17 protein-coding genes are annotated in these 21650 nt (G+C 64.7%); 13 read left to right on the top strand and 4 right to left on the bottom strand.

All coding sequences use genetic code 11. From position 1 onward, the window contains the following. Positions 1 to 295: 295 nt before the first annotated feature. Positions 296 to 1765 (bottom strand): 8-oxoguanine deaminase, encoded by a 1470-nt coding sequence (locus Q7V46_RS03520; protein ID WP_304912125.1) that lies wholly within the window; start codon positions 1763 to 1765, stop codon positions 296 to 298. A gap of 62 nt (positions 1766 to 1827) precedes the next feature. Between Q7V46_RS03520 and Q7V46_RS03515 the strand changes: the two genes are divergently transcribed. The 6 genes from Q7V46_RS03515 (at position 1828) to Q7V46_RS03490 (ending at position 10407) form a co-directional block, all read left to right on the top strand. Beyond that, the gene (locus Q7V46_RS03515) at positions 1828 to 3195 is read left to right on the top strand and encodes a glycerate kinase (RefSeq protein ID WP_304912124.1); all 1368 of its coding nucleotides are present in this window, start codon (positions 1828 to 1830) and stop codon (positions 3193 to 3195) included. Between the two features lie 360 nt (positions 3196 to 3555). After that, positions 3556 to 4311 (top strand): DUF3348 family protein, encoded by a 756-nt coding sequence (locus Q7V46_RS03510; RefSeq protein ID WP_304912123.1) that lies wholly within the window; start codon positions 3556 to 3558, stop codon positions 4309 to 4311. A 5-nt stretch (positions 4312 to 4316) separates the two neighbouring features. Further along, complete coding sequence (locus Q7V46_RS03505) at positions 4317 to 6752, top strand: DUF802 domain-containing protein (protein ID WP_304912122.1); 2436 nt, start codon at positions 4317 to 4319, stop codon at positions 6750 to 6752. After that, entirely contained in the window at positions 6749 to 7450 is a 702-nt protein-coding gene (locus tag Q7V46_RS03500) for an OmpA family protein (protein ID WP_304912121.1), read from the top strand. The genes Q7V46_RS03505 and Q7V46_RS03500 overlap by 4 nt, the downstream gene beginning before the upstream one ends. Positions 7451 to 7662: 212 nt before the next feature. Continuing rightward, positions 7663 to 8109, top strand: coding sequence for a DUF2894 domain-containing protein (locus tag Q7V46_RS03495; protein ID WP_304912120.1), 447 nt, complete (start codon positions 7663 to 7665; stop codon positions 8107 to 8109). Between the two features lie 246 nt (positions 8110 to 8355). After that, positions 8356 to 10407 (top strand): cation:proton antiporter, encoded by a 2052-nt coding sequence (locus Q7V46_RS03490; protein ID WP_304912119.1) that lies wholly within the window; start codon positions 8356 to 8358, stop codon positions 10405 to 10407. Positions 10408 to 10491: 84 nt separating this feature from the next. Here the strand turns inward: Q7V46_RS03490 and Q7V46_RS03485 are convergent, their stop codons facing one another. Together Q7V46_RS03485 and Q7V46_RS03480 are read right to left on the bottom strand one after the other, a co-directional pair. After that, a complete protein-coding gene (locus tag Q7V46_RS03485) occupies positions 10492 to 11283 on the bottom strand; it encodes a Crp/Fnr family transcriptional regulator (protein WP_304912118.1) in 792 nt (263 codons plus the stop codon). A gap of 661 nt (positions 11284 to 11944) precedes the next feature. Then, positions 11945 to 12802 carry a Crp/Fnr family transcriptional regulator gene (locus tag Q7V46_RS03480; protein ID WP_304912117.1) on the bottom strand — a complete coding sequence of 286 codons (858 nt, stop codon included), beginning with the start codon at positions 12800 to 12802 and terminating at the stop codon, positions 11945 to 11947. A gap of 337 nt (positions 12803 to 13139) precedes the next feature. Between Q7V46_RS03480 and Q7V46_RS03475 the strand changes: the two genes are divergently transcribed. The 4 genes from Q7V46_RS03475 to Q7V46_RS03460 all read left to right on the top strand — a co-directional run bounded on the left by Q7V46_RS03475 (position 13140) and on the right by Q7V46_RS03460 (position 17236). Next, entirely contained in the window at positions 13140 to 13787 is a 648-nt protein-coding gene (locus tag Q7V46_RS03475) for a heme-binding protein (RefSeq protein ID WP_304912116.1), read from the top strand. A gap of 730 nt (positions 13788 to 14517) precedes the next feature. After that, the gene (locus Q7V46_RS03470; protein WP_304912115.1) at positions 14518 to 16689 is read left to right on the top strand and encodes a hypothetical protein; all 2172 of its coding nucleotides are present in this window, start codon (positions 14518 to 14520) and stop codon (positions 16687 to 16689) included. 8 nt (positions 16690 to 16697) lie between these two features. After that, on the top strand, positions 16698 to 17003 hold the full coding sequence (locus tag Q7V46_RS03465; RefSeq protein WP_304912114.1) for a hypothetical protein: 306 nt from the start codon (positions 16698 to 16700) through the stop codon (positions 17001 to 17003). 77 nt (positions 17004 to 17080) lie between these two features. After that, a complete protein-coding gene (locus Q7V46_RS03460) occupies positions 17081 to 17236 on the top strand; it encodes a hypothetical protein (RefSeq protein ID WP_304912113.1) in 156 nt (51 codons plus the stop codon). A 131-nt stretch (positions 17237 to 17367) separates the two neighbouring features. Here Q7V46_RS03460 and Q7V46_RS03455 read toward each other — a convergent pair whose 3' ends face one another. Further along, entirely contained in the window at positions 17368 to 18204 is an 837-nt protein-coding gene (locus tag Q7V46_RS03455) for a phosphodiesterase (RefSeq protein ID WP_304912112.1), read from the bottom strand. Between the two features lie 112 nt (positions 18205 to 18316). Here Q7V46_RS03455 and Q7V46_RS03450 point away from each other — a divergent pair, with 112 nt between their 5' ends. From Q7V46_RS03450 to Q7V46_RS03440, 3 genes are all read left to right on the top strand, one after another. Then, on the top strand, positions 18317 to 19102 hold the full coding sequence (locus Q7V46_RS03450) for a DeoR/GlpR family DNA-binding transcription regulator (protein WP_304912111.1): 786 nt from the start codon (positions 18317 to 18319) through the stop codon (positions 19100 to 19102). Between the two features lie 73 nt (positions 19103 to 19175). Beyond that, the gene (locus Q7V46_RS03445) at positions 19176 to 20258 is read left to right on the top strand and encodes an ABC transporter ATP-binding protein (RefSeq protein ID WP_304912110.1); all 1083 of its coding nucleotides are present in this window, start codon (positions 19176 to 19178) and stop codon (positions 20256 to 20258) included. 141 nt (positions 20259 to 20399) lie between these two features. Next, a complete protein-coding gene (locus Q7V46_RS03440; RefSeq protein WP_304912129.1) occupies positions 20400 to 21623 on the top strand; it encodes an ABC transporter substrate-binding protein in 1224 nt (407 codons plus the stop codon). Positions 21624 to 21650 lie beyond the last annotated feature (27 nt).

The following is a 21650-nucleotide window of genomic DNA, read 5'->3' as shown; positions in this document are numbered from 1 at the left end:
CGGTGCCGCTCAGTTCCTTATCGACGCTGGAAGGCGGGGTGGGGGCAATCTCCGCCAGTCGGTCAGTGCCGTTAGCCGGTATTTCAGGCCCTCCACCCCAACACCTCAACCATACAAGCCGGTTCCACGGGTGCCCTGGATAGAGGCACTCCACTCCGGAGATGCTTCGATACGAACCCCCGTGCCGCTGACGCGGCTTTTCCCTGCCCCTTTCTCAGGCGTTGCGGTCTTGCTCCCTCTCCCGCTGGCGGGAGAGGGTTGGGGTGAGGGTGGCGGTTGAGCGGCAGTCTTCTCTTTAGGCTGAGCGCCTCGCGGCCTCTGCGAGTTGCATGGCCAGCCGGTTGTGGCGCTCGATCAGCGGCCCCAGGTCGACGGTAGTGAGTTGTCCTTCCCGCACCACCACACGCCCATTCACCACCGTGTACGCCGCCTGCGGGCTGGCGCACAGCAGCAGGCTGGCCACTGGGTCGTGCACCGCGCCGCCGGCGAAGCTCAGGCTGCGCAGGTCGAACAGGGCGAGGTCGGCGCACATACTCACGGCCAGGTGGCCGATGTCGCTGCGGCCCATTACCTTTGCGCCGCCGCGCGTGGCCAGGTGCAGGGCATCGCGGGCGGTCATTTCGGTGGGGCCGAGATCGCAGCCGAAGAAGGTTTTGCCATCGCGCTCTTCAGGCAGCTGCAGTGCGCGGCCCACGCGGGCCAGCAGCAGGGCATGACGGGCCTCGCTCACCAAGTGGGCACCGTCATTGCTGGCGCTGCCATCCACCCCCAGGCCCACAGGCACGCCAGCGTTCAGCATGCGGCGCAAGGGCGCGATGCCGCTGGCCAGGCGCATGTTGCTGCAGGGGCAGTGCGCCACGCCGGTGCGGCTGGCGGCGAAGAGGGAAATGCCTTCGTCGTCCAGCTTCACGCAGTGCGCGTGCCAAACGTCGTCGCCCAGCCAGCCGAGTTCCTGCGCGTACTGCGCGGGGGTCTTGTTGAACTTCTCGCGGCTGTAGGCGATGTCGTGGTCGTTTTCGGCCAGGTGGGTGTGCAGACGCACGCCCTGGCCCTTGAAGCTGCGCGCCAGGGCTGCGCTTTCTTTCATCAGCGTCGGGCTCACGGAAAACGGCGAGCAGGGTGCGAGTGCCACCTGCAGCATGGCGCCGCGATGACTGTCGTGCCAGGTTTCGATGAGGCGCTGGCTGTCTTTCAGAATGGCCTCTTCGCGCTCCACCACCGCGTCCGGCGGCAGACCACCTTGTGACTGGCCCACGCTCATGCTGCCGCGCGTGGCCATGAAACGCATGCCGATCTGCTGCGCTGCTTCGATGCTGTCTTCCAGCGAAACTTTTCCATGGCGGCTGTTGGGGTAGATGTAGAGGTGGTCGCTGCTGGTGGTGCAGCCGCTCATCAGCAGCTCGGCCATGGCCACCTGGGTGGACACCCGCACCGCTTCGGGCGAGAGCCCCGCCCAGATCGGGTACAGGCCGCGCAACCATGAAAACAGCTCAGCGTCCTGCACACCGGGAATGGCCCGGGTGAGGCTCTGGTACATGTGGTGGTGCGTGTTCACCAGACCCGGCACCACCAGATGCCCGCGCGCGTCGATCACCTCGCTGGCCTCATCGCGCAGGGCAGGGAGCATGTCTGCGGTTGGGCCGATCCATTCGATCAGGTTGTCACGCACGAACAGTGAAGCGTCTTTCAACTCACGCCCCTGCGCGGGGTCGGTGTGGTCAAAGGTGGCGAGGCAGGCGGCGTTGTGAATCAGCAGACTGGACATGGCAAGCAGTGCGGGTAAGTGTGTGGGTGCGAAGGCAGCGTGTTGTGGTGACAATCAGCGGCATGTCCACATTCTCATCCCATACCGGCACCGCCATCACCGACGTCCATCACGGCGATCCCCGCGTGCTGCTGCGGCACCTGTACGACGTGGCGGTGCAACGCGCCCTGCCATTGCACAACACGGCGGCGCACCTGCCCACACCCCCCAAAGGCCGTACAGTGGTGATTGGTGCGGGCAAGGCCGGTGGTGCCATGGCGCAGGCGGTGGAAGCCCTCTGGCCGCCTGACGCGCCGCTCTCTGGCCTGGTGGTCACGCGCTACCACCACATCCCGCCCCGACCGGAAGGCCTTGCGAAGAGGATTGAAGTGGTGGAGGCTTCGCACCCGGTGCCAGATGCCGCCGGGCTGGCCGCTGCAAGACGCATTCTGGAGCTGACCCAGGGGCTCACGGAGCACGACCTCGTGCTGTGCCTCATCTCGGGCGGCGGTTCTTCGCTGCTCACGCTGCCGTGCGAAGGCGTCACGCTGGAAGACAAACAGCGCATCAACCGGCAATTGCTGGAGAGCGGCGCCAACATCCTGGAAATGAACACGGTGCGCAAGCACCTTTCTGCCATCAAAGGCGGTCGCCTGGCGGCGGCTTGTGCGCCGGCGCGCGTGGTCACGCTCACCATCAGCGACGTGCCGGGTGACGACGTGAGTGTCATCGCCAGCGGCCCCACCGTGCCGGATGCGTCCACCTGCGCCGATGCGCTCACCATCCTGCGGCGCTACGGCATTGAAGTGTCCGCGACCGTGCGTGCGCAACTGGACAGCGGCGCGCTGGAAACCCCGAAACCGGGCGACGTGCGCTTCGAGGGCCACGTGGTGGCGCTCATCGCCACGCCGCAGCAAAGTCTGGAAGCCGCGGCCGATGCAGCGCGGGCGCTGGGACTGAACGCGTATGTGCTGAGCGACGAGATCGAAGGTGAATCGCGTGAAGTGGGCAAGGTGCACGCGGCTCTGGCCCGCTCCACGGCACAGGGCCGCAGCAGCTTCAAGGCGCCCTGCGTGATCCTCAGCGGCGGCGAAACCACGGTGACGGTGCGGCCCCGCGCAGAAGACCAGCCCAGGGGGCGGGGTGGGCGTGCGGGCGAGTTCTGCATGGGACTGGCGCAGGCACTGCAAGGGCAGGCGGGCGTGTGGGCTCTGGCTGCGGACACCGATGGCATCGACGGCGTGGAAGACAACGCCGGTGCCCTGGTCATGCCCGACACCCTGGCACGCGCCCATGCGCTGGGCATGAAGGTGGCCGACCACCTGGCACGAAACGATGCTTACAGCTTCTTCGAAGCGATCGGCGACCTGGTGATGACGGGTCCGACACACACGAATGTGAATGATTTCAGGGCGGTGCTGGTCGTGCCGGCTGCTGCGCAGGCACGCTGAACATCCCCCGGGTCGCCTTTGGTGCCAGCCGCCGAATCGGGTTCAGCCCAATGAAGCACAAGGCCTTGCACTGTCGTCCCACTACATCTCGTTACGCCGTTATCGCTGTCGTGGAGCCCCATCCCCGACGAACGGTACCGGCAATGTGAATAATCACGCCTTGGCTCCAAACCCAGTTGTATCTGGGTGATCCGCCCCTGAGACCGCGCGCCGGATGGCGCGGTACCACCGCTGAGGGGTGCTGATGCACCCCACGGACCACCGCTCACCCGGATTCTGTCGGCGGGAGGATGGTCAACGCCGGCGAATCCCTTTCGAATCCACCCGCCAAGCACCCTCCGGGGCGCTGAGGAACCGTTTTTGCGCAGCCCTTTCCACCCCCACCGCTCCACCCTGGTCCGCCAACTGGCCGCCTGGCAGCCCGCGCCCGAAGGCGTGGATTTGCCGCGCCAGGACGTGGCCGAGCGCCTGGGCCAGTGGCTGAACGTGGCCGACGCCATTGCCTTGCGCGCCCTGCACCAGGCTCTGCCCGCGGTGAAGCTGCGGGCGCGTTTGCATGGTGTGGTGATGCCGACCCCTGTGGAACTGCAGGCCGAGCTGCAACGCGTTCGCCAGACGCTGGAGCGCGCCATCACCCGGCACGATGCCGACCTCACCGAACACGAATTCGCGCCCGTGCACCAGCACGTGCTGGACCTGCAGCGCCACATGGACATGCGCATCGGCGCCTTGCGCGACCACGTGCGCCAGACCCTGTCCATGGCATCACCGCGCCTGGCGCAGCTGGCCGTTCTGGACGCATCGCTGCAGCAACTGCTGGGCGGGCGCGAACAGCACTTGTTGTCCACCCTGCCTTCGTTTCTGAAGGCGCGCTTCGCCCGCGTGCGTAAAGCGGGTGAAGCCACTGAAACGCCTGACACCCCTGCTGAAGCCGATGCAACCGAAACAGCCCCTGCCACCACCCTCGCCGCAGACCTGCACGCCTTGCTGCGCGCCGAGCTCGATCTGCGCCTGCAACCCGTGCACGGAATGATCGGAGCCTATCTGCAGGCCTTTCAAGCGAACCAGGCATCTCTGCCCACCCCGGGCGCACCCCTGCGCCAGACCGCCCCATGAATGCCATGTCATCGAACACCGCCCTTGAAACCGCCGCTGTCGAAGCCGCAACCACCGCGCCATCCCCAATTTCGCACCTCGGTGCCACTGCTCGGGCCCTCTGGTTTGTCAGCCTGACGCTGGGCCTGCTGGCCGTGGTCTGGGTGGGCGCGGGCTTTGTGGGCAACAACCCCCTGGCACTTGTCATGACGCTGGCCATCGGCGGCGTCTACCTGGCGGGTGCGATGGAGGTGCACCGCTTCCGCCAGGGCACGTCTGCACTGGCATCGGCCCTGGCCCAGGTGCCGCAAACGCTGGCATCGTTGAGCGACTGGCTGCCCCGCGTGCCAGCCGCGCTGCGGCCCGCAGTGCGCGCGCGCATTGAGGGCGAGCGCGCCGCGCTGCCGGCACTGGCGCTCACGCCGTACCTCATTGGTCTGCTGGTGATGCTGGGCATGCTGGGCACCTTCCTGGGCATGGTGGTCACGTTCAAGGGCGCGGTGTTCGCGCTGGAAGGCTCCACCGATCTGCAGGCCATACGCTCGGCGCTGGCCGCACCCATTCGCGGCCTGGGCCTGTCGTTCGGCACCTCGGTGGCGGGTGTGGCCACATCGGCCATGCTGGGCCTCATGGCGGCGCTGGCACGGCGCGAGCGCGTGGCCGTGGTTCGTGCGCTGGACGCCAAGATCACAACCGACTTTCGCCCCTTCTCGCAGGCGCAACAGCGCCATGATTCTTTCCGCGCGCTGCAGCAGCAGGCAGAAGCGTTGCCCCAGGTGGCACATGGCCTGCAAGCCTTGATGGAACAGATGGAAAAGCGCGGCCAGCAGCTGGACGAACAACTGCTGGCCCGCCAGGCGCAGTTCCACAGCGAAGCCGCCGCAGCCTACACCGGGCTGGCGCGTTCGGTGGAACAGTCATTGCGCGAAAGCCTGGCCGCCAGCGCCAGTGCAGCCGGCGAAAGCCTGCGTCCCATCGTCACCACCGCCATGGCGGGCATGGCCGCAGAATCCACCCGCCTGCACGAACAGGTGATTGCTTCCGTGCAGGTCCAGCTGGATGGCCTGACCACCCGCTTCGCCGCCACCTCAGACCAGGTCGCCGGCCACTGGCACAGTGCGCTGCAGCAACAGGCAGAGACCAGCGAACGCCTGGTGGGCGGTCTGGAGCGTTCGCTCAATGGTTTCACCAGCAGCTTTGAAGCACGCGCTGCCGCGCTGCTTGCCGGCGTGCAGGAAACCGCTTCACAAGCCCAGGCCGCACAAGGCGAAGCAGCCACCGCGCAGCAAACCGCGTGGGCCGATTCGCTGCAAACCGTGGCGGCAGACCTGCAGGCCCACTGGCAGCGGGTGGGCGAACAAACCCTGGCGCAGCAACAAGCCGTGTGCCAAACCCTGGAACACACCGCGCAGGCCATCACCGAAGGCGCCAGCCAGCAGGCCAGTCGCAGCATGGAAGGCGTGGCCCGCTTGCTGGCGCAGAGTGAAGCGCTGGTGCAGGCACGCGCTGAATCGGAAGCGCAATGGGTGCAGCAACAAGGCCAGCGCATGGATGAAATCGCCGGCCTGTGGCGCAGCGAAATGGCCGCCCTGCGCGACGCCGAAGCCGCGCGCGCACAAGCCGTGGTGGACCGCCTGGCCACCCTGCAGGCCGACATGGCCCGGCACCTGCAAACCCTGCGCACAGACGAGAACGATCGGGGCCAAGCCGCCGCGGATCGCGCCACCGAATGGCAATCCGCCTTCGCAACCCAGCTGGAAGCCCTGCGCAGCAATGAAGCCACGCGCAGCCAGGCTGCAGTGGACCGCCTCAGCGAACTGCAGGCCGCGGTGAGCAACCAGGTCAGCACCCACCTGGCCACACTGGGTACGGCGCTGGAAGCGCCCATGGCCCACCTGATGGAAACCGCCTCTGAGGCGCCCAAGGCCGCGGCCGAAGTGATCGCCCAGCTGCGCCAGGAAATGAGCCGCCTCACCGAACGCGACAACCTGGCCTTGCAGGAACGCAGCGAACTGGTGGCGCACATCGGCAACCTGCTGCAGAACGTGCAACTGACCACCGGCGAACAGCGCGCCGCCATCGAAACGCTGGTGGCATCTGCCACCGACGTGCTCAACCGCACCGGCGAACAGTTCGCGCAGACCATGGGTGCACAAGCTGGCCGCGCGGAAGAACAGGCGGCCGACATGGCCCGCAGCGCCACGGAGCTGGCTGCCCTGGGCGAAGCATTCCAGCAAGGCGTGCAGCTGTTCAGCAGCACCAACGAGAAGCTCGTGGAAGGCCTGCAGCGCGTGGAAGGCGCCCTGGGCCAGTCCATGGCACGCAGTGACGAACAGCTGGCCTACTACGTGGCTCAGGCGCGCGAGGTGATCGACCTCAGCATCAGCGCGCAGCAAGGCATTGTGGAAGACCTGCGCCACCTGCGCAGTCACCCGGCCAAGCTGGTAGAGGGCACCGCATGATCGCCGAGCTGGACGATCGCAACCTGGGCCACTCCGGCGAGCAAGAAGACGACGGCGTGGAATCCACAGCGCCCGTGTGGGCCGTGTTCGGTGACCTGATGGCTGGCCTGGTGGGCGCGTTTGTGCTGGTGCTCATTGGCGTGTTGCTGGTGCAGATGGATCTGGTGAGCAGTTTGCAGAGCGAAGTGGCCAAACGCCAGCAGGAAGAGCAGCGCCGCATGGCCCTGGAAAAAGCCCTGGCCATTCCGCTGCAGAGCGGCCGTGTCACGCTCAACGACGGGCGTATCGGCATCAGCGGCAGCGTGCTGTTTGCACTCAACTCCGCCGAGCTTCGTCCCGAAGGCCGGCAACTGCTGCAAAGCCTGGTGCCACCGTTGCAGGTGTACCTGGGCGAACGCGACGAGATGCTGATGGTCAGCGGTTTTACTGACGACCGGCCCATTCAGCAGGGCAACCTGCGTTTTGCAGACAACCTCGAACTCTCGGCCCAACGCGCCCTAACCGTGACCCGCGCGCTCATCAGCGAAGGCATGCCCCAGCAGCGCGTGTTCAGTGCTGCCTTCGGCGCCGAGCAACCCGTGGCCTCCAACGCGGAAGAACAGGGCAGGGCGCTTAACCGTCGCGTGGAAATGGCGCCTGTGCCGCGTGCCGCGCCCACACCCAGCACGGCTGCGCTGGGGCCAAACGCCAGGCCATGAGCAAGAAGGTGCCCAGCACATCGGCGGTAGCAGAAGCCGCCGTGCGAAGTGCCCCCGGTTCACTCCCTCCTCCGCTGGGGGAGGGCGGGGGTGGGGGCGGCTGTTCGGTGTCTCTCTCTGGGCACAGCCCCCATCCCAACCTTCCCCCAAAGGGGGAAGGAGTCAATACCGTGCAGCGGATAACAACACGTCCGCCCGCACGCGGCGATGCCTTGGCTCCTTCCCCCGCTGGGGGAAGGTCGGGATGGGGGTCTCCGCCCGCCAAGCCATCCCCCCTGGCCACCCTCAATACCCACATCGCCCAAGCCACCCAACTCGCCAGGCAGCAAATCGCCAACACCACCACAGGCGAACCCCAAACCACCCCCTGGCCCACCCTGCGCAGCGCCCAGCGGTTCCAGGAAACCTGGTCGCGCATCAGCGCAGAAACCGAAGTGGTCAAAGCCGAACAACGCGCCCCAGACAACGCCGGCCCACTCAATTCCCACAAGCTGGTGCTGCACACCCTGAGCCTCATGCGAAGCCTCTCGCCGGACTACCTGCGCGGTTTCCTGGCACAGGCCGAAAGCCTGCTGTGGCTGGAAAAAGCCCATGCTTTGCCCCGGCAGCAAGTGTCAGGGAAGGGTGGGGCGGTGAAGGGGGCGCGGAAGAAGAAGTGAAGGCGCGCAATCCGCTCTTGATAGAGGCTGACCGAGTCACTTCGAATGATCTGACTGAAGCGTTCGCCGCCACCCTTCAGTCAGATCAGTACCCAATACCAATCGGGCTGAGCCGGTCGAAACCCAGCGTGTGCATGCACTTCGACAAGCTCGGTGCGAACAGACGTTCATTCCTGACCAAGTCCCATCTGGCGTGTCCATATTCAACCGCTACGATGCACCTTTTCTCCCGTGGTGCAATGCAACATGCCTGAAGTTCTACAAATATCAGATCCCGTCGCCGTCTTTGCGCTGGTCGCCTTCCTGATCCTGCTGGCGCCCATCGTCATGGGTCGCTGGCAGTTGCCAGGCACGATCGGCCTGCTGATGGCCGGGGCCATTCTTGGACCCAATGCGCTGGGCGTGCTGGCACGCGACCAGTCCTTCATCCTCTTTGGCACAGTCGGGTTGCTGTACATCATGTTCACCGCCGCGCTCGAGATCGACATGGTGGTGCTCAACCGCTCCAAGTTCCACAGCATGGTGTTTGGTTTGCTCACGTTTGCCATACCCATGAGCGTGGGCATGGTGGTGGGGCGCTACCTGCTGGGCTTTTCCTGGCCGGCGGCCATATTGCTGGCTTCCCTGTTTGCCTCGCACACCCTGCTGGCATACCCCATCGCCAGCCGTCTCGGCATTGCGCGCGACACCGCCGTGACCACGGCCGTGGGCGGCACCATCATCACGGACACCCTGGCCCTGCTGGTGCTGGCGGTGATCGCCGGTTCCGTTCGCGGCGATGTGGATGATTATTTCGGGTACCGTCTGGTCGCAAGTCTGGGGCTCTACATATTTGCCATCCTGTATGGCCTGCCCAAGCTGGCGCGCTGGTTTTTCCGCAACGTGGGGCGTGACGGCGTCACCGAATTCGTCTTTGTGCTGGCCGTGGTGTTTGGCTGCGCCAGCCTGTCTCACGCTGCGGGTTCGGAACCCATCGTGGGCGCGTTCCTGGCAGGTCTTGCACTGAACCGGCTGATCCCGCACAACAGCCCGCTGATGAACCGCATCCAGTTCACGGGAGAGGCGATCTTCGTGCCTTTCTTCCTGCTCTCGGTGGGCATGCTGCTGGACGTACGGGTGTTCCTTTCGGACTGGCGCGCCCTGATGATCACCGCCGCCATGGTGATCACCGTGATCGTCACGAAATGGCTGGCCGCCCAGATCAGCAGCCTTTTTCTGGGCTACAACAAGGCGCAATCGCGGGTGGTGTTCGGGCTCAGCGTGGCCCAGGCCGCCGCCACCCTGGCCGCCACGGTGGTGGGCTATGAGATTGGGCTTTTCGACGATGCGGTGGTCAACGGCGCCATCGTGATGATCCTGATCACCTGCGTCATTGCCCCATGGCACGTGGAGCGCTATGGCCGCAAGATGGCCCAGCACCTGGCCAGTGCCCCGGAACCAGCGGGTGCAGAGCAACAACGCATCCTCACCGCACTGGCCGAGCGCGCCCCCAACCACCACCTGCTGGACCTTGCCATGCTGCTGCGAAAACCAGAGCATGGTCAGGCGATCTACCCGATCACCGTGGTGCAGGACAACGGCGACACCACCGCTCATGTGTCCGGTGCCGAGCGGGTGCTGGGCGATGCGGTGGGCTATCTGTCTCAGGCCGAGGTGCCGTCCACGCCGCTCACGCGCATCGATCTCAACCTCGCTTCCGGCATCCTGAAGGCGCGGCGCGAACTCAATGCGACCGAGGTGCTGATGGGCTGGAGCGAAGAGAGTCGCGCTCCCGAGTTTTTCTTCGGCTCGTTGATGGAAAACCTGCTGCGCGACCGGGATTTTTCGCTGATGGTGCTCCGGCCCCGTGAGCCACTCAACACCACCCGCCGCCTGCTGCTCGCCGTGCCACCGGAGGCGGACCTGGAACCCGGTTTCAACAACGGCATCAGGTTGGTCAAGCAACTTTCCCGTCAGCTCAGCGCCACCGCGCTGGTGATGACACCCGACAAGGGCTCGGATCGCATGTTCAAGCGCATGCGGTCGCTGAGCCCTGACTGCGAAATGAGTCTGGGCAAGACCAGCACATGGCCCGCATTGACAGGCGCTCTCAAGGAGCAGTACCGAGACGGTGACCTCATCGTGTTGATGGGCGCCAGGCAAGGTGGCCTGACCTGGAAATCCAGCACGGCCCGCCTGTCAGAAGAACTTGCAGCGATGTTCCCCAAGGCCAACCTGGTGGTGCTCTACGCAGGCGAACCCCGCACGGACAGCCCGACGGCGGTGGTGAACCCGGAGGCTGGAACGCGGATGGTCTGAATGGGGTATTGCGCAGCGGCGTGATTCGAAAACGGGCAAGCCAGTACGCTCACCCGTGTGCCCGGGGCCTGTTCCAGGGCGCTCTCAAACGAGTGGCCGAGATGGAGGATGTCCGTCTCCATACAGATCAGCCAGCCTGGCCAGCGCCTTGACATTCCGAAGGTACAGGCGACCATCCTTGATCTCGTGAAAGCCGCGCTTCTCCAGCTTGCGCATCGTCTTGTTGGTGTGGGTGAGAGACAGGCCCAGCGCGTCTGCCAGATGCTGCTGCGTGAGCGGCCAGACCACACCGCTCTTGCCGAGATCGCTCTGCAGCGCGGCGGCGCGCTTGAACAGCAGTACCAGGGCGCTGGCAAGCCGCTCCTCTGCGGTCCGCTGCCCCACCGAAAGAAGTGAGTCATCCACCAGCGATTCTTCATGGGCGGTGAGCCAGGTCACGTTGAAGCCCATCGTGGGCGAGCGGCGGTGGATCTCCCACAGCGCGTCTCTCGGGAAAACACAAAGGCTGACCGAGGTGAGCGTGGTCACGCCATGTGCGGCTGCATCCCCCATCTTCTGCTGCACGCCGATGAAATCCCCGGAGAGAAGAAAGCTCAGGATCTGACGTCGCCCGTCGCTCAGTGTTTTGAAGCGAAAGGCCCAGCCTTGCAAAAGGGTGTACAGCGGTGCGTCGTCCTGACCCTCATGAATCAGGGTCTCGTTGGCTTCCATGCGCAGGGAACGTCGTTTGAGTGATTGAACCAGCTCAAGCTCTTCCGGGGTGTGCTTCACAAACAGCGGCAATGGGCGCAATGGGCACTCGGTGCACGGCATGGCACTGGGCGGTGCCTTGTCTGGCCATTCAAGTTCGCTCAGGGCTGGAATGTTGGTGGTCATTTCTCTTGTTGATGTGAGCAGGCCCTGTGTTGTGGAAGCCGTTTGCAGCGCGCTCACGCCGGGGCCACCCCCAGGGCAAGTGCAACAACCCTCCTCGGCCCCAACTGGCCTGCTGAATATATGGCGATTCTATGCACCCAGCGCGAGAGGGGTTTATGGCCAACAGGGAGCCCCGTACCGCTTTTTCCCGAAGGGATGGCAGACAAGCGGTCGTGGCCTGCCATTTGGCCTCATCGGATCACAATGTCCAGTGACCAGCCGCGCCGAAAGACTGGCGGCGCCCGTTGCCTTGCCTTCCTCTGTGTTGCTGATCAGATCGAACCACGGGCCTTGATCACCGGCAGGCGTGCTGAGTCGGCTTTCTGTTTGTCCGCCGACGAAGTCGATGGAGACCACATCGCGACCCATGCGCTCCATGGTGGGCTCGAATCAACCGGTATCTGCCGCTTCTGGGTTCGACATGCAGTCGTGTTTGCCAGCACAACCACCGCTTGGGATGCAGCGCGCCCCGCCTTTCAGGTGGGCACTTCGATGAACAGAGCGTGGTGGCCGTCAACGCTGTCCAGTCCGTCAAGCCCCCTGCCGGGCATCTGCGGTGAAGTGACGCCACAGCATGCCAGCCGCAGATCGCCCGTATGGGATCGTTCGACCCCGGTTGCCTTCAATGCATGCTCGAGTCTGCGCCAGACGGTGTACCGGCGCGACCAGGGACCCGGGTTTGTATCGCCTGATCGAATTCAATGCCCTGCATCAGCGGAGCCTGCAGCACGGCGTCGTTCTTCAGCCTTTCGTATGCGCTGCGAATCACGTCGTGACACTCGCAGGTACGGGCCTCCAGGCCTGCGCGGTCCAGCACCGAAATCTGTCCCCGGCCGTTTCGGATGACACCGGCCTTCTGGAGTCGCAGTGTTCCGGTGGTCACGCCTTCCCGTCGCACGCCCAGCATGCTGGCAATTCGCTCCTGGGTGATGTGCAACTGGTTGTCCGGTTGGCGCTCCAGGTGTGCAAGCATCCAGCGGGCCAGTTGCTGGTCAATCGAATGGTGGCGGTTGCAGGCCGAGGTTTGCGACATGTGGAAGAACAACGTGCGGGTGTAGTTCAGCAACTGGTGCATGACCTGTTCCGACCGCTTGGCTTGGTGGGCAATGGCTTGTGCCCTCATTCGGTAGCCGTACCCACCCCGCACCACCATGGCCGAGTTTTGCGCCATCACCGTGCCGGTTGCAGGCGTGCCATTGTTGGCGCTGCTGCTGCCCATGAAGGCATCCACGCCCACCATGCCTTCACTGCCCACCACCGCCACTTCCACCGTGGCGCCGTCCAGCATGGTGGAAACCAGTGAAACCACTGCAGTGACAGGAAAGTACACGTGGCGAAGGCTGTAACCGGCCTCCTGCAAGGTGCTGCCCGCCGGCATTTCGACCCATTCGAGATGGGATTCGATGTGCCCCCAGTCGTCGATGGATATGGCCGCCAGCAACTGGTTTTTCTCGCGGTGTGAGAGGAATGACGATGACATTCAATGCGCCTGATGTTTGTTTTCTTGCTCGACCCGGTTGCCGTGAGGCGTCCGGGGGAGTGCAATGCGCGCCTCCCTAGGGAGGGGGTAAATTGCACACCGTGGCGCAATGTAGGTGGGCGGGATTGGCCGTCATATGTCAAATGACACAAGGCGATGTATCTCTTTCGTAAAGCCGAACCGGCGCTTGCGTCGGCTCTCTCGTCTACACACTTTCGGGCTATATGACGCGTCCGCTGCAAACGTTTTGGCCTATTCAGCCCATGTGGTGCGGCGGCGTTCAGGGGCATTCGCATGGCGGCCCAATGCCCAGGGTCAAAGGCACTAACCTGCGGGCATGACGCACTTGCAGCCCAGCCAGAACCTCTTTGCCATCCTCCTTCGGCCCATGCTGTGGCTTTCACTCGCAGCGGTGCCCCTTTCCAGCCAGGCCGTTGAAGAGCCCTCTTATGAAGTGCTTCGTGCGTTCGGCCACGTGGAGCTTCGCCAGTACGCCCCCTATGTGGTGGCGGAGGTGGTGATCGACGACACAGAGGGTGATGCGGGACGTGCTGCGTTCCCCCTTCTGGCGGGCTACATCTTCGGAAAAAACAAGGGCGAGAAGAAGTTCGAGATGACCGCGCCCGTGACACAGACGGCAGCGCCCGTGAAGATGGCCATGACCGCGCCGGTGACGCAGGCCGATGCGCCCGGTGGTGGCAAGCTGATCCAGTTTGTGTTGCCCAAGGGCGTGACGCTCGAATCAGCCCCGGAGCCACTGGACCCTCGAGTGCAGTTGCGCCTGGTTCCCGCAACCCAGTGGGCGGCCATCAAGTATTCCGGCACCTGGTCGCAAGCCAATTACGACGAGCATCTGGCGCTGTTGAGGGCGGCGCTGGAGAAGGAAGGTGTGGCCACGCAGGGTGAACCTGTGCTGGCGCGCTACAACGCGCCGTTCACACCCTGGTTCCTGCGGCGCAACGAGATCTGGCTGGCTTTGCGCTGACAGCAGGCGCCGAGGCCTTGCCGGTACAGGAGGTCGCGCGGCTTGCATTCAGCGCCTCCCTGGCGTTGGCGCTGGTATTCGGCCAGTTCGCATGAGCCTGCGGTGCGCGGTTTGTGTCACCCGCTTTGTGAGCAACCCACAGCTTGGCGGGTTCGCGGTGTTGCTTCCGCTCAGTGCCTTGCTTGTGCCGTACCGACGCGCCGCACCCATGGGCGCACTGCAGTCCAGGGTGAACGGCAGTTTTGCGCTGTATCTGGTGCAGGTGATGCGGGCCGAAGCGTTCAACGGTGGTGGCCTGAACGGCTTGCGTGCTGTGCACGCCCCAACGCTGCACCGGTGCTGTGCCTCTCGGAACATGAGGGGCAGTGGAAGTGGATGTGTGCGAGACAGAAGCGGGACGGTTGGCGCCCGATTGTCTAAGGCACCGTCCACTGCGGTCGCCATCGGCTGAAGGTCGGTCGGCAGGCGTCCATGCTCACTGCGTGGGAGGAAAAAACCGGTGAACCAGAAACAAATGGGTGCAGGCCCACAGACTTGTCACCGAGGGCTCTGTATCTGCTTGTAAAACCTGTAGGGATGGGCCGTCCGGTCATCCGTTCAGGGGATGGCGTTCTCCCATGCGGGGGATGTCGCAACGGCTGGTGAATCGCACACTGAGGACGGTTGTTTCCCATGGGGCATGTGGCCACATGCGGAGCGATCCGCCCACCCAGATCACCAAGGAGTCGCCATGGCAAAGACACCAAAACCCAGCGCGGGCAGTGATGCCCGCGTCACCACGTCGCACACCCGCCCCACTGCTTCGGCTGGGGGCGTGGATGCTGCTTTTGACGCCGCCGAATCAGCGGTCATCGGCAAGCTCGGCGCTGCGCGCCTGGCGGCACTCAGCGGAGTTCCGGAGCCTCGCCTGGCGGGTCAGCCAATCGCCAGCCTGAAGGCCAAACTGGGTCATGTGCTGGACCCTCGCATGTTCTTCATGCAGCGGGTGTGCGGCAAGGTGGTGCGCACCGATGCGAGCACGGGCCGCCAGATGCCTGTGCCGCTGGCCACCGTTCAGGTGGAAGACACCGACTGTTCGCTGTTCGCCTACCATCCGGTGGGTTCGCAGTGGAGCTGGCTTTTTCCGTTCAATTGCCGGCGCGAGGTGATCGCCACCGTGAAGACGGACGCGTGTGGTCGTTTCTGTGTCTGGATTCCGCGTTTTGATATCGACTGGGTGCTGCGCTGGCGCACCCAGCGGCTGTGCTTTCCGGTGATCTTCGAACGCCCGAACTGGCGCGAACTGCTGGACGATTTGCGGGAGCGCATTCCGGAACTGATCGAGCGCGGTCCGCGCGGTCCTGTACCCGGGCCAGACCCGCTTCCGGACTTCGCCGTGTTGCAGCGCACGGCCTCAATGAGCGATTCACGCATCGGCGAAGCGCTGACCCGCTTCGAGGCACTGCCCGGCAGGGCCTTCGGAGAGGACACTTCCGCACTCGAGCAGGCGCTGGACGCGCCAGCAGCGCTGCGCATGGCTCCGCCGCTGCCTGCGGATTTCCTGACCGACGTCGGTGGCAAGAAGGGCGTGCCCTCGCGCCTCGCATTGGATACCGTGGCCGCACAGCTGAGGCTCGACCCCAAGGTACTCGAAGGATTTGACCCGCGCCACTGGATCGGTCCGATGCGGCGCTGCGTGAACATTCGTGTGCCGGAGTGGGCCCCCATCATTGACGTGCCCGACATCACGTTTCGCGTGCTGCAGGATGTGGATGGTGACGGTGTGGAGGAAGTGATCTACGGCGAGCGTCACTTTGAAGTTCGCTGGAACGCAGGGAATCTGCCTTTCGTGACCCTGGAAGCGGACCCCAGCGCCCGCGTCGCACCCGACTGCGTGCCCGATGTGCAGATCCCTTGTGGCAATGTGCCCGCCATCGTCACCGCAGGGCGCCTTCCGCTCACAGGCGATACGACCACCTTCGACAGTGCCACCGGATACAACTTGCGCACCAACCGTCCGCATCCGTCGGGCACCAGCGTCGATGCATTGCCCAACCCGGCTGCGCGGTCCCCGACCTACGGAAAGCTGTCCCTGTTTGGCTGCCATCGCACGCACCCGCAGGCCACGCACTACCGCGTGCTGTACCGCCACCGCGCACCTGGCAGCATGGCCTTCGGCCCTCAGACGCCGTTTGTGGGTGTGAGCTGGTGGCTCTATCGGCTGAACGCCGCTGGTGTGGGTGAGTGGCATGCCCCCACCAGCAATGCCACCGGCTGGTACCCGATCAACCTCCCCGGCGGCCCCAACCCCTGGCTGCCCAGTGAACAGCTGCTGCTCGACTGGCCCACCGGGGGCAACTACCCCGACGGCACCTACGAGCTGGCGCTGCAGGTCGGCACGCTGCCCGGCGCTGTGTTGTCGAGTTCTGCCCCGGTGGCGGTGGTGGTGGACAACCGCGCACCAGGATTCGCTTTCGACATTGCGTGGCGCAAGGCGGGCGACACCAACTGGCTCCCCATTGGTGGTAACTGCCCGGTGGTGCGCCGCGGCGCTCTGCCGGTGGCGGTGGAGTTCCGGGTCACGCTGGATGTACACAGCGAGCACTTCCGCAATGCCTACTTCCACCCCACCGCCTGCGGCAATGTGGGCATGGTTCGCACGAGCGGCAGCGGTGGCACGGACGGCCCGCTTGGATTCGAGCACTGGCACACTTCGGTGGGTGATCAGGGTGGGCTGATGCAGGCGGTGTACACGCTGCCTGCGAACGCGGCCCAGGGAACCTACGGTTTCTTTACCCGCAGTGTTTCGCGTGCCTTCGACACCACGCAGGTGATGGCGCCACCGACACCGGCATTTGAATACGAAGCCATGCGTGTGTACCAGGATGCAAGCCGCGTGTTTGCGGTGTTCAACGCCGATTGAGGCTGTTCATGGTCGCTGGCTTTGGACCGGAGCCACCGTGGTTTGAAGCGGTGCTCTCGGTGCTGGCCGTGTGGCGACTGGCCCGGTTGGTGGCGCGTGAACGGGGTCCGTTCGACCTGGTATCTCGCCTGCATGTGGCCGCAGCCGAAACGCCTCTCTCTTTGGGCCTGGCTTGCGTGCACTGCCTTGCGATCTGGCTGGCGGCAGTGCCCGCTGCCTTGCTGGCGCCTGGATGGGCAGCCGGGCTGCTGCTTTGGCTGGCCGTGGCAGGTGGTGCCAGCGTGATCGAACTGGCTTTGGGAGAAGCATCATGAGCTGTTGCCAACGACCAAGTGTGCCTGTGCCTGATCGCTGGGCTACTGTCGAACCGGGACAACCACAGACTACTGTCGTGCCCGGGCGCCTGCGCTTCATCGGCGCCCGGGCTCTGAGTCTTTCGGTGGGCCATCATCGGGTGCTGGTTCAGCCCGGAGAGGAACTGCGGGCATTGAGTGAAGCAGAGCGCAATGTGCTGTGGCGTACCGGTCTGTTTGAGTCGGTGCTCTGACAGGAAGGGGGGCTTTCTTGCGGGTCGGTCACATGGGCACTCAAATGGGCCAGATGCGGCGCAGGCGCTGATCCCAAAGAGCCCAGCCGGAATCCGCAGCCAGAGCCGTTGTCCCGATCACCGCTTGTCGTTCAGCGAAACAGTTGCGGCTCACCAAAATTTCCCACCGGTTGCAGGTGTGTCACCAGGTGCCCGGCTTGTACCGTATGGACATAGAAGCCGGGCGGTTCGTATATGAACGAGGGCGGGCTGTCAGATAGCAGGCCGAGCGTGATCTGGTGTGCGGCTGACGGTGCCGTCATGGCCACTGTGCCGCCGAAGCGGCGGGTGATGGGTCGGTGCAGGTGTCCGCAGAGGATGCGTTCGACCTGCGGGTGCTGCCGAATGAGGGCTTCCAGCTCGTCGGCTCCTTCGCGCAGGCCCATGTCGTCCATGTGGCGGATGCCGGTGGTGAACGGAGGGTGGTGCATGGCCACGATGGTGGGTGTGTCGGGCGCGGCATCCAGTTGGGCGCGCAGCCAGCTCAGGCGGGCGCCGCAGAGGCTGCCATGGGGTTTGCCTGGCACCACGGTGTCGAGGGCCAGCAGGCGACGGCTGCCCACGCTCGCTTCATACAGGGCGAAACCTGCGAGGGCCGGGTCGTGCGCGGTGCAGCCCAGATAACGGTGATCTGCAAACGCCTCGCGCAACCGGGGCACCGCGTCGTGGTTGCCCGGCATCAGCAGCACGGGGCAGGGCAGGGGGGCCAGCAGTTCGCGCAGGTGGGCGTATTCGTCCAGCCCGCCGCGCTCCACCAGGTCGCCGGTGATGAGCACGTGGCTGGGCGTGTGGTGCATCGCCACGATCTGTGCGACTGCGCGCATCAGGAAGCTGGCCGTGTCCACCTCGTCCATCAGCAACCGCCCTTTGTCCACGATGTGCGGATCCGAGAGCTGAACAAAACAATCGTGTGGGGCACTGGATGTCATGACGTGTTCTTACATGAGTGGCTTTGACATGTTCATCTGAACACAGCGGTTTGACACGTGTGTGTCACAAGCGGCTTTCAAAATTTCAGGTATGGAATCGCTTGACGTTCGTATGAACACCCGAGAGGGGGAAATTTTTTCACGTGATCAGTCCATCGTGGACCTGGTGAGCGCGAAAGGGCTGGTCGACATTCACGACCTGGCCGAACAATTCGGCGTGACACCACAGACCATACGCCGCACGGTGAACCGCTTGTGCGAGCAGGGTCACCTGCGCCGCGTGCACGGCGGTGTGACGCTGCCTGCATCGGTATCCAACCTGCCGTGGGAAACGCGCCAGGTTCAGCAACTGGACGCCAAGCGCGCCATTGCCACCAGGGTGGCGGCGTTGATTCCGGACGGCAGTTCGGTGTCGATTGGCCTGGGCACCACGCCGCACCAGGTGGCGCTGGCACTGCGCGGGCATCAGGATTTGCGAGTGATGACCAACAGCCTGCGCGTGGTGCTGGCCCTGGCAGCTGCACCGGGTGTGGAAGTGCGTGTGGCTGGTGGTGCGCTGCGCCTGCCCGACATGGATGTGGTGGGTGAAGCCGCTGCGCAATTCTTTGGCAACTTCAAGACCGACTTCGCCGTGTTTGGTGTAGGCGGCATTGATGAAGACGGCGCCTTGCTGGATTTTGACCCCGCCGAGGTGACGGCTCGCGAGGCCATGCGCATGAATTGCCGCAACGCCGTGCTGGTGGCCGATCTCACCAAGTTCGGCCGCGCCGCCGTGGCGCGGGGCGGCTCGCTGCGCATGATGGACCACCTGGTCATCAACGCTCGTCCGGCCGAGCCGTTCGATCAGTTGGTGGAGCAGGCCCCGCGTCAGCTGCACCTGGCGGAGACACGTGCATGAGCGCAGCGCCGGGCCGTTCCCAAGCAAGCTTGCACCGCAGCTCGAACCGCAGCTCGCAGAGCGGAGGTTTCCAGTGAGCCGCGTGGAGCTGAAGAGCGTGTGTCGCCGATTCGGTGCGCATGCCGCTGTGGACGGTGTGACCCTGGTCGCTGAACCCGGCCAGTTCGTGGCGCTGCTGGGGCCTTCCGGCTGCGGCAAGAGCACCACGCTGCGCCTGCTCGCCGGGCTGGAGCCATGCGATGGCGGCAGCATCCTCATTGATGGTGTGGACCGCACGCATGCGCCACCCGCCGATCGTGGCGTGGCCATGGTGTTCCAGAACTACGCGCTGTTTCCGCATTTGTCGGTGGCAGACAACATCGTGTTCGGTTTGACCGTGCGCCGCGTGCCGGCTGCCGAACGCCAGCGCCGGCTGGCCCGTGCGGCCGAGCTGCTGGGCCTGGGGCCGTACCTGGACCGCAAGCCTTCGCAGCTCTCGGGCGGGCAGCGCCAGCGCGTGGCGCTGGGTCGCGCCATCGTGGCCGAAGCGCCGGTGTGTCTGATGGACGAGCCGCTGTCGAACCTGGACGCGCAACTGCGCCAGCAGATGCGCGCCGAAATTCGCGAGCTGCAACAGCGCCTGGGCATCACCATGCTCTATGTGACCCACGACCAGACCGAAGCCATGACCATGGCCGACAAGGTGGTACTCATGCGCGCTGGCAAGGTGGAGCAGCAAGGCAGCCCGCAAGACCTGTATGGCCGCCCGCAGTCCAGCTTTGTGGCCGGCTTCATTGGTTCGCCGGCCATGAACCTGTTTTCTGCGGCCCTGCTGCAGCAGGGCGACCCGGACATGCTGGTGGGCGTGCGTCCGGAAGACTTGGGACTGGACACCAACGCGCCGAAGCTGCAGGCGCGCGTGGTGACGGTGGAGTACCTGGGTGCCGAGAGTCTGGTGATCTGCGAGGTGGGAGAAACCACGACAGCGGGTCAGACGGCTGACCTGTCTGGTGCGCGCGGCCCGCAGCGCCTGGTGCTGCGCACCGGCGCCCTGCACAACCCACCAAAGCGCGGCGAAGCCATCGGTCTCACCTGGCATGCCGATGCCGTTCATTTGTTCAATCCGCTGGATGGCCAGCGCATCAACAGCCCGCCGTTGCCCATGCCTGGGCCGTAGTCATTCCTTCGCCCGTTCGTTTTCCCCCTGTGGCCACCCGGCCGATTTCCCCCAACCGCACTCAGGAGAGTCACCGTGAAACCCTGGAAACATGCCCTTTGCCGCCTCAGCGGTGCATTGATCGCTGCGACCGCCATTTCAATGCCGGCGGCAGCGCAAGAACTCAGCTTCTATTACCCCGTGGCCGTGGGTGGCCCGGTCACCAAGATCATCGACGAGATGGCCGCCGACTTCGAGAAAGAGAACCCCGGCATCAAGATCAAGCCGGTGTATTCCGGCAGCTACCAGGACACTGTGACCAAGGTGCTCACAGCCGCCAAGGGTGGTGACGCGCCGCACATCGCGGTGATGCTCTCCACCGACATGTACACCCTGATCGACGAAGGCGTGGTGGTGGCCATTGACGATCTGCTGAAGGCGCCCGAAGACAAGGCCTGGTTGAACAGCTTCTACCCCGGCTTCATGCAGAACAGCCAGACCGGTGGCAAGACCTGGGGCGTTCCGTTCCAGCGCTCAACCATCGTCATGTACTGGAACAAGGATCTGTTCAAGGAAGCGGGGCTGGACCCGAACCGCCCACCGCAGAACTGGAACGAACTGGTGGAGATGGGCCAGAAGCTCACCAAGCGTGACGCGGCCGGCAACGTGAGCACCTATGGCGTGCAGGTGCCGTCATCCGGCTTTCCGTACTGGCTGTTCCAGGCATTCACCACGCAGAACGGTGTGGAGCTGATGAACCCGGCCGGCACCGAAACTTACTTCGATAAACCCGAAGTGGTGCAGGCGCTGCAGTACTGGGTGGACCTTTCCCGCAAGCACCAGATTCACCCGCCCGGCGTGGTGGAGTGGGGCACCACGCCGAAGGACTTCTTCGAGCGCAAGGCCGCCATGATCTGGACCACCACTGGCAACCTCACCAACATCCGCACCAACGCCAAGTTCGACTTCGGCGTGGCCATGCTGCCCGCAGGCAAGCAGCGCGGCACACCCACCGGCGGCGGTAACTTCTACGTGCTGAACAAGGCCACCCCGGCCGAACGCGACGCCGCCGTGAAGTTCATGAAGTGGGCCACCACGCCCGAGCGCGCAGCCAAGTGGGCCATCGCCACGGGTTATGTGTCGGTCACGCCCGCCTCGTGGGAAACCGACACCATGAAGAAATACCTGGCCGAGTTCCCAGCACCCACCGTGGCACGTGACCAGCTCAAGCACGCCGTGGCCGAGCTTTCCACCCACGAAAACCAGCGCGTGACCAAGGCGCTGAACGACGGCCTGCAAGCCGCGCTCACCGGCAGCAAGACGCCCGAAGTGGCGATGCGCGACGCACAACGCGAAGCCGATCGCATCCTGCGCCGCTACCGCTGATCCGCCCGGTTGTTTCAAGCTCGGCGT

It is taken from the genome of Hydrogenophaga sp. (assembly GCF_030651625.1).
Taxonomy (GTDB): domain Bacteria; phylum Pseudomonadota; class Gammaproteobacteria; order Burkholderiales; family Burkholderiaceae_C; genus Hydrogenophaga.
The sequence above is the reverse complement of the archived record's forward strand: the minus strand, read 5'-3'. Positions and strand labels throughout refer to the sequence as shown.

Excerpts from the sequence above, each read along its gene's own strand:
- Q7V46_RS03505 (WP_304912122.1), top strand. The coding sequence starts at position 4,317 with ATGTCATCGAACACCGCCCTTGAAACCGCCGCTGTCGAAGCCGCAACC.
- Q7V46_RS03480 (WP_304912117.1), bottom strand. The coding sequence starts at position 12,802 with ATGTCATCGTCATTCCTCTCACACCGCGAGAAAAACCAGTTGCTGGCG.
- Q7V46_RS03465 (WP_304912114.1), top strand. The coding sequence starts at position 16,698 with ATGGTCGCTGGCTTTGGACCGGAGCCACCGTGGTTTGAAGCGGTGCTC.
- Q7V46_RS03520 (WP_304912125.1), bottom strand. The coding sequence starts at position 1,765 with ATGTCCAGTCTGCTGATTCACAACGCCGCCTGCCTCGCCACCTTTGAC.
- Q7V46_RS03455 (WP_304912112.1), bottom strand. The coding sequence starts at position 18,204 with ATGACATCCAGTGCCCCACACGATTGTTTTGTTCAGCTCTCGGATCCG.
- Q7V46_RS03440 (WP_304912129.1), top strand. The coding sequence starts at position 20,400 with ATGCCGGCGGCAGCGCAAGAACTCAGCTTCTATTACCCCGTGGCCGTG.
- Q7V46_RS03475 (WP_304912116.1), top strand. The coding sequence starts at position 13,140 with ATGACGCACTTGCAGCCCAGCCAGAACCTCTTTGCCATCCTCCTTCGG.
- Q7V46_RS03450 (WP_304912111.1), top strand. The coding sequence starts at position 18,317 with ATGAACACCCGAGAGGGGGAAATTTTTTCACGTGATCAGTCCATCGTG.
- Q7V46_RS03485 (WP_304912118.1), bottom strand. The coding sequence starts at position 11,283 with ATGACCACCAACATTCCAGCCCTGAGCGAACTTGAATGGCCAGACAAG.
- Q7V46_RS03515 (WP_304912124.1), top strand. The coding sequence starts at position 1,828 with ATGTCCACATTCTCATCCCATACCGGCACCGCCATCACCGACGTCCAT.
- Q7V46_RS03490 (WP_304912119.1), top strand. The coding sequence starts at position 8,356 with ATGCCTGAAGTTCTACAAATATCAGATCCCGTCGCCGTCTTTGCGCTG.
- Q7V46_RS03500 (WP_304912121.1), top strand. The coding sequence starts at position 6,749 with ATGATCGCCGAGCTGGACGATCGCAACCTGGGCCACTCCGGCGAGCAA.
- Q7V46_RS03470 (WP_304912115.1), top strand. The coding sequence starts at position 14,518 with ATGGCAAAGACACCAAAACCCAGCGCGGGCAGTGATGCCCGCGTCACC.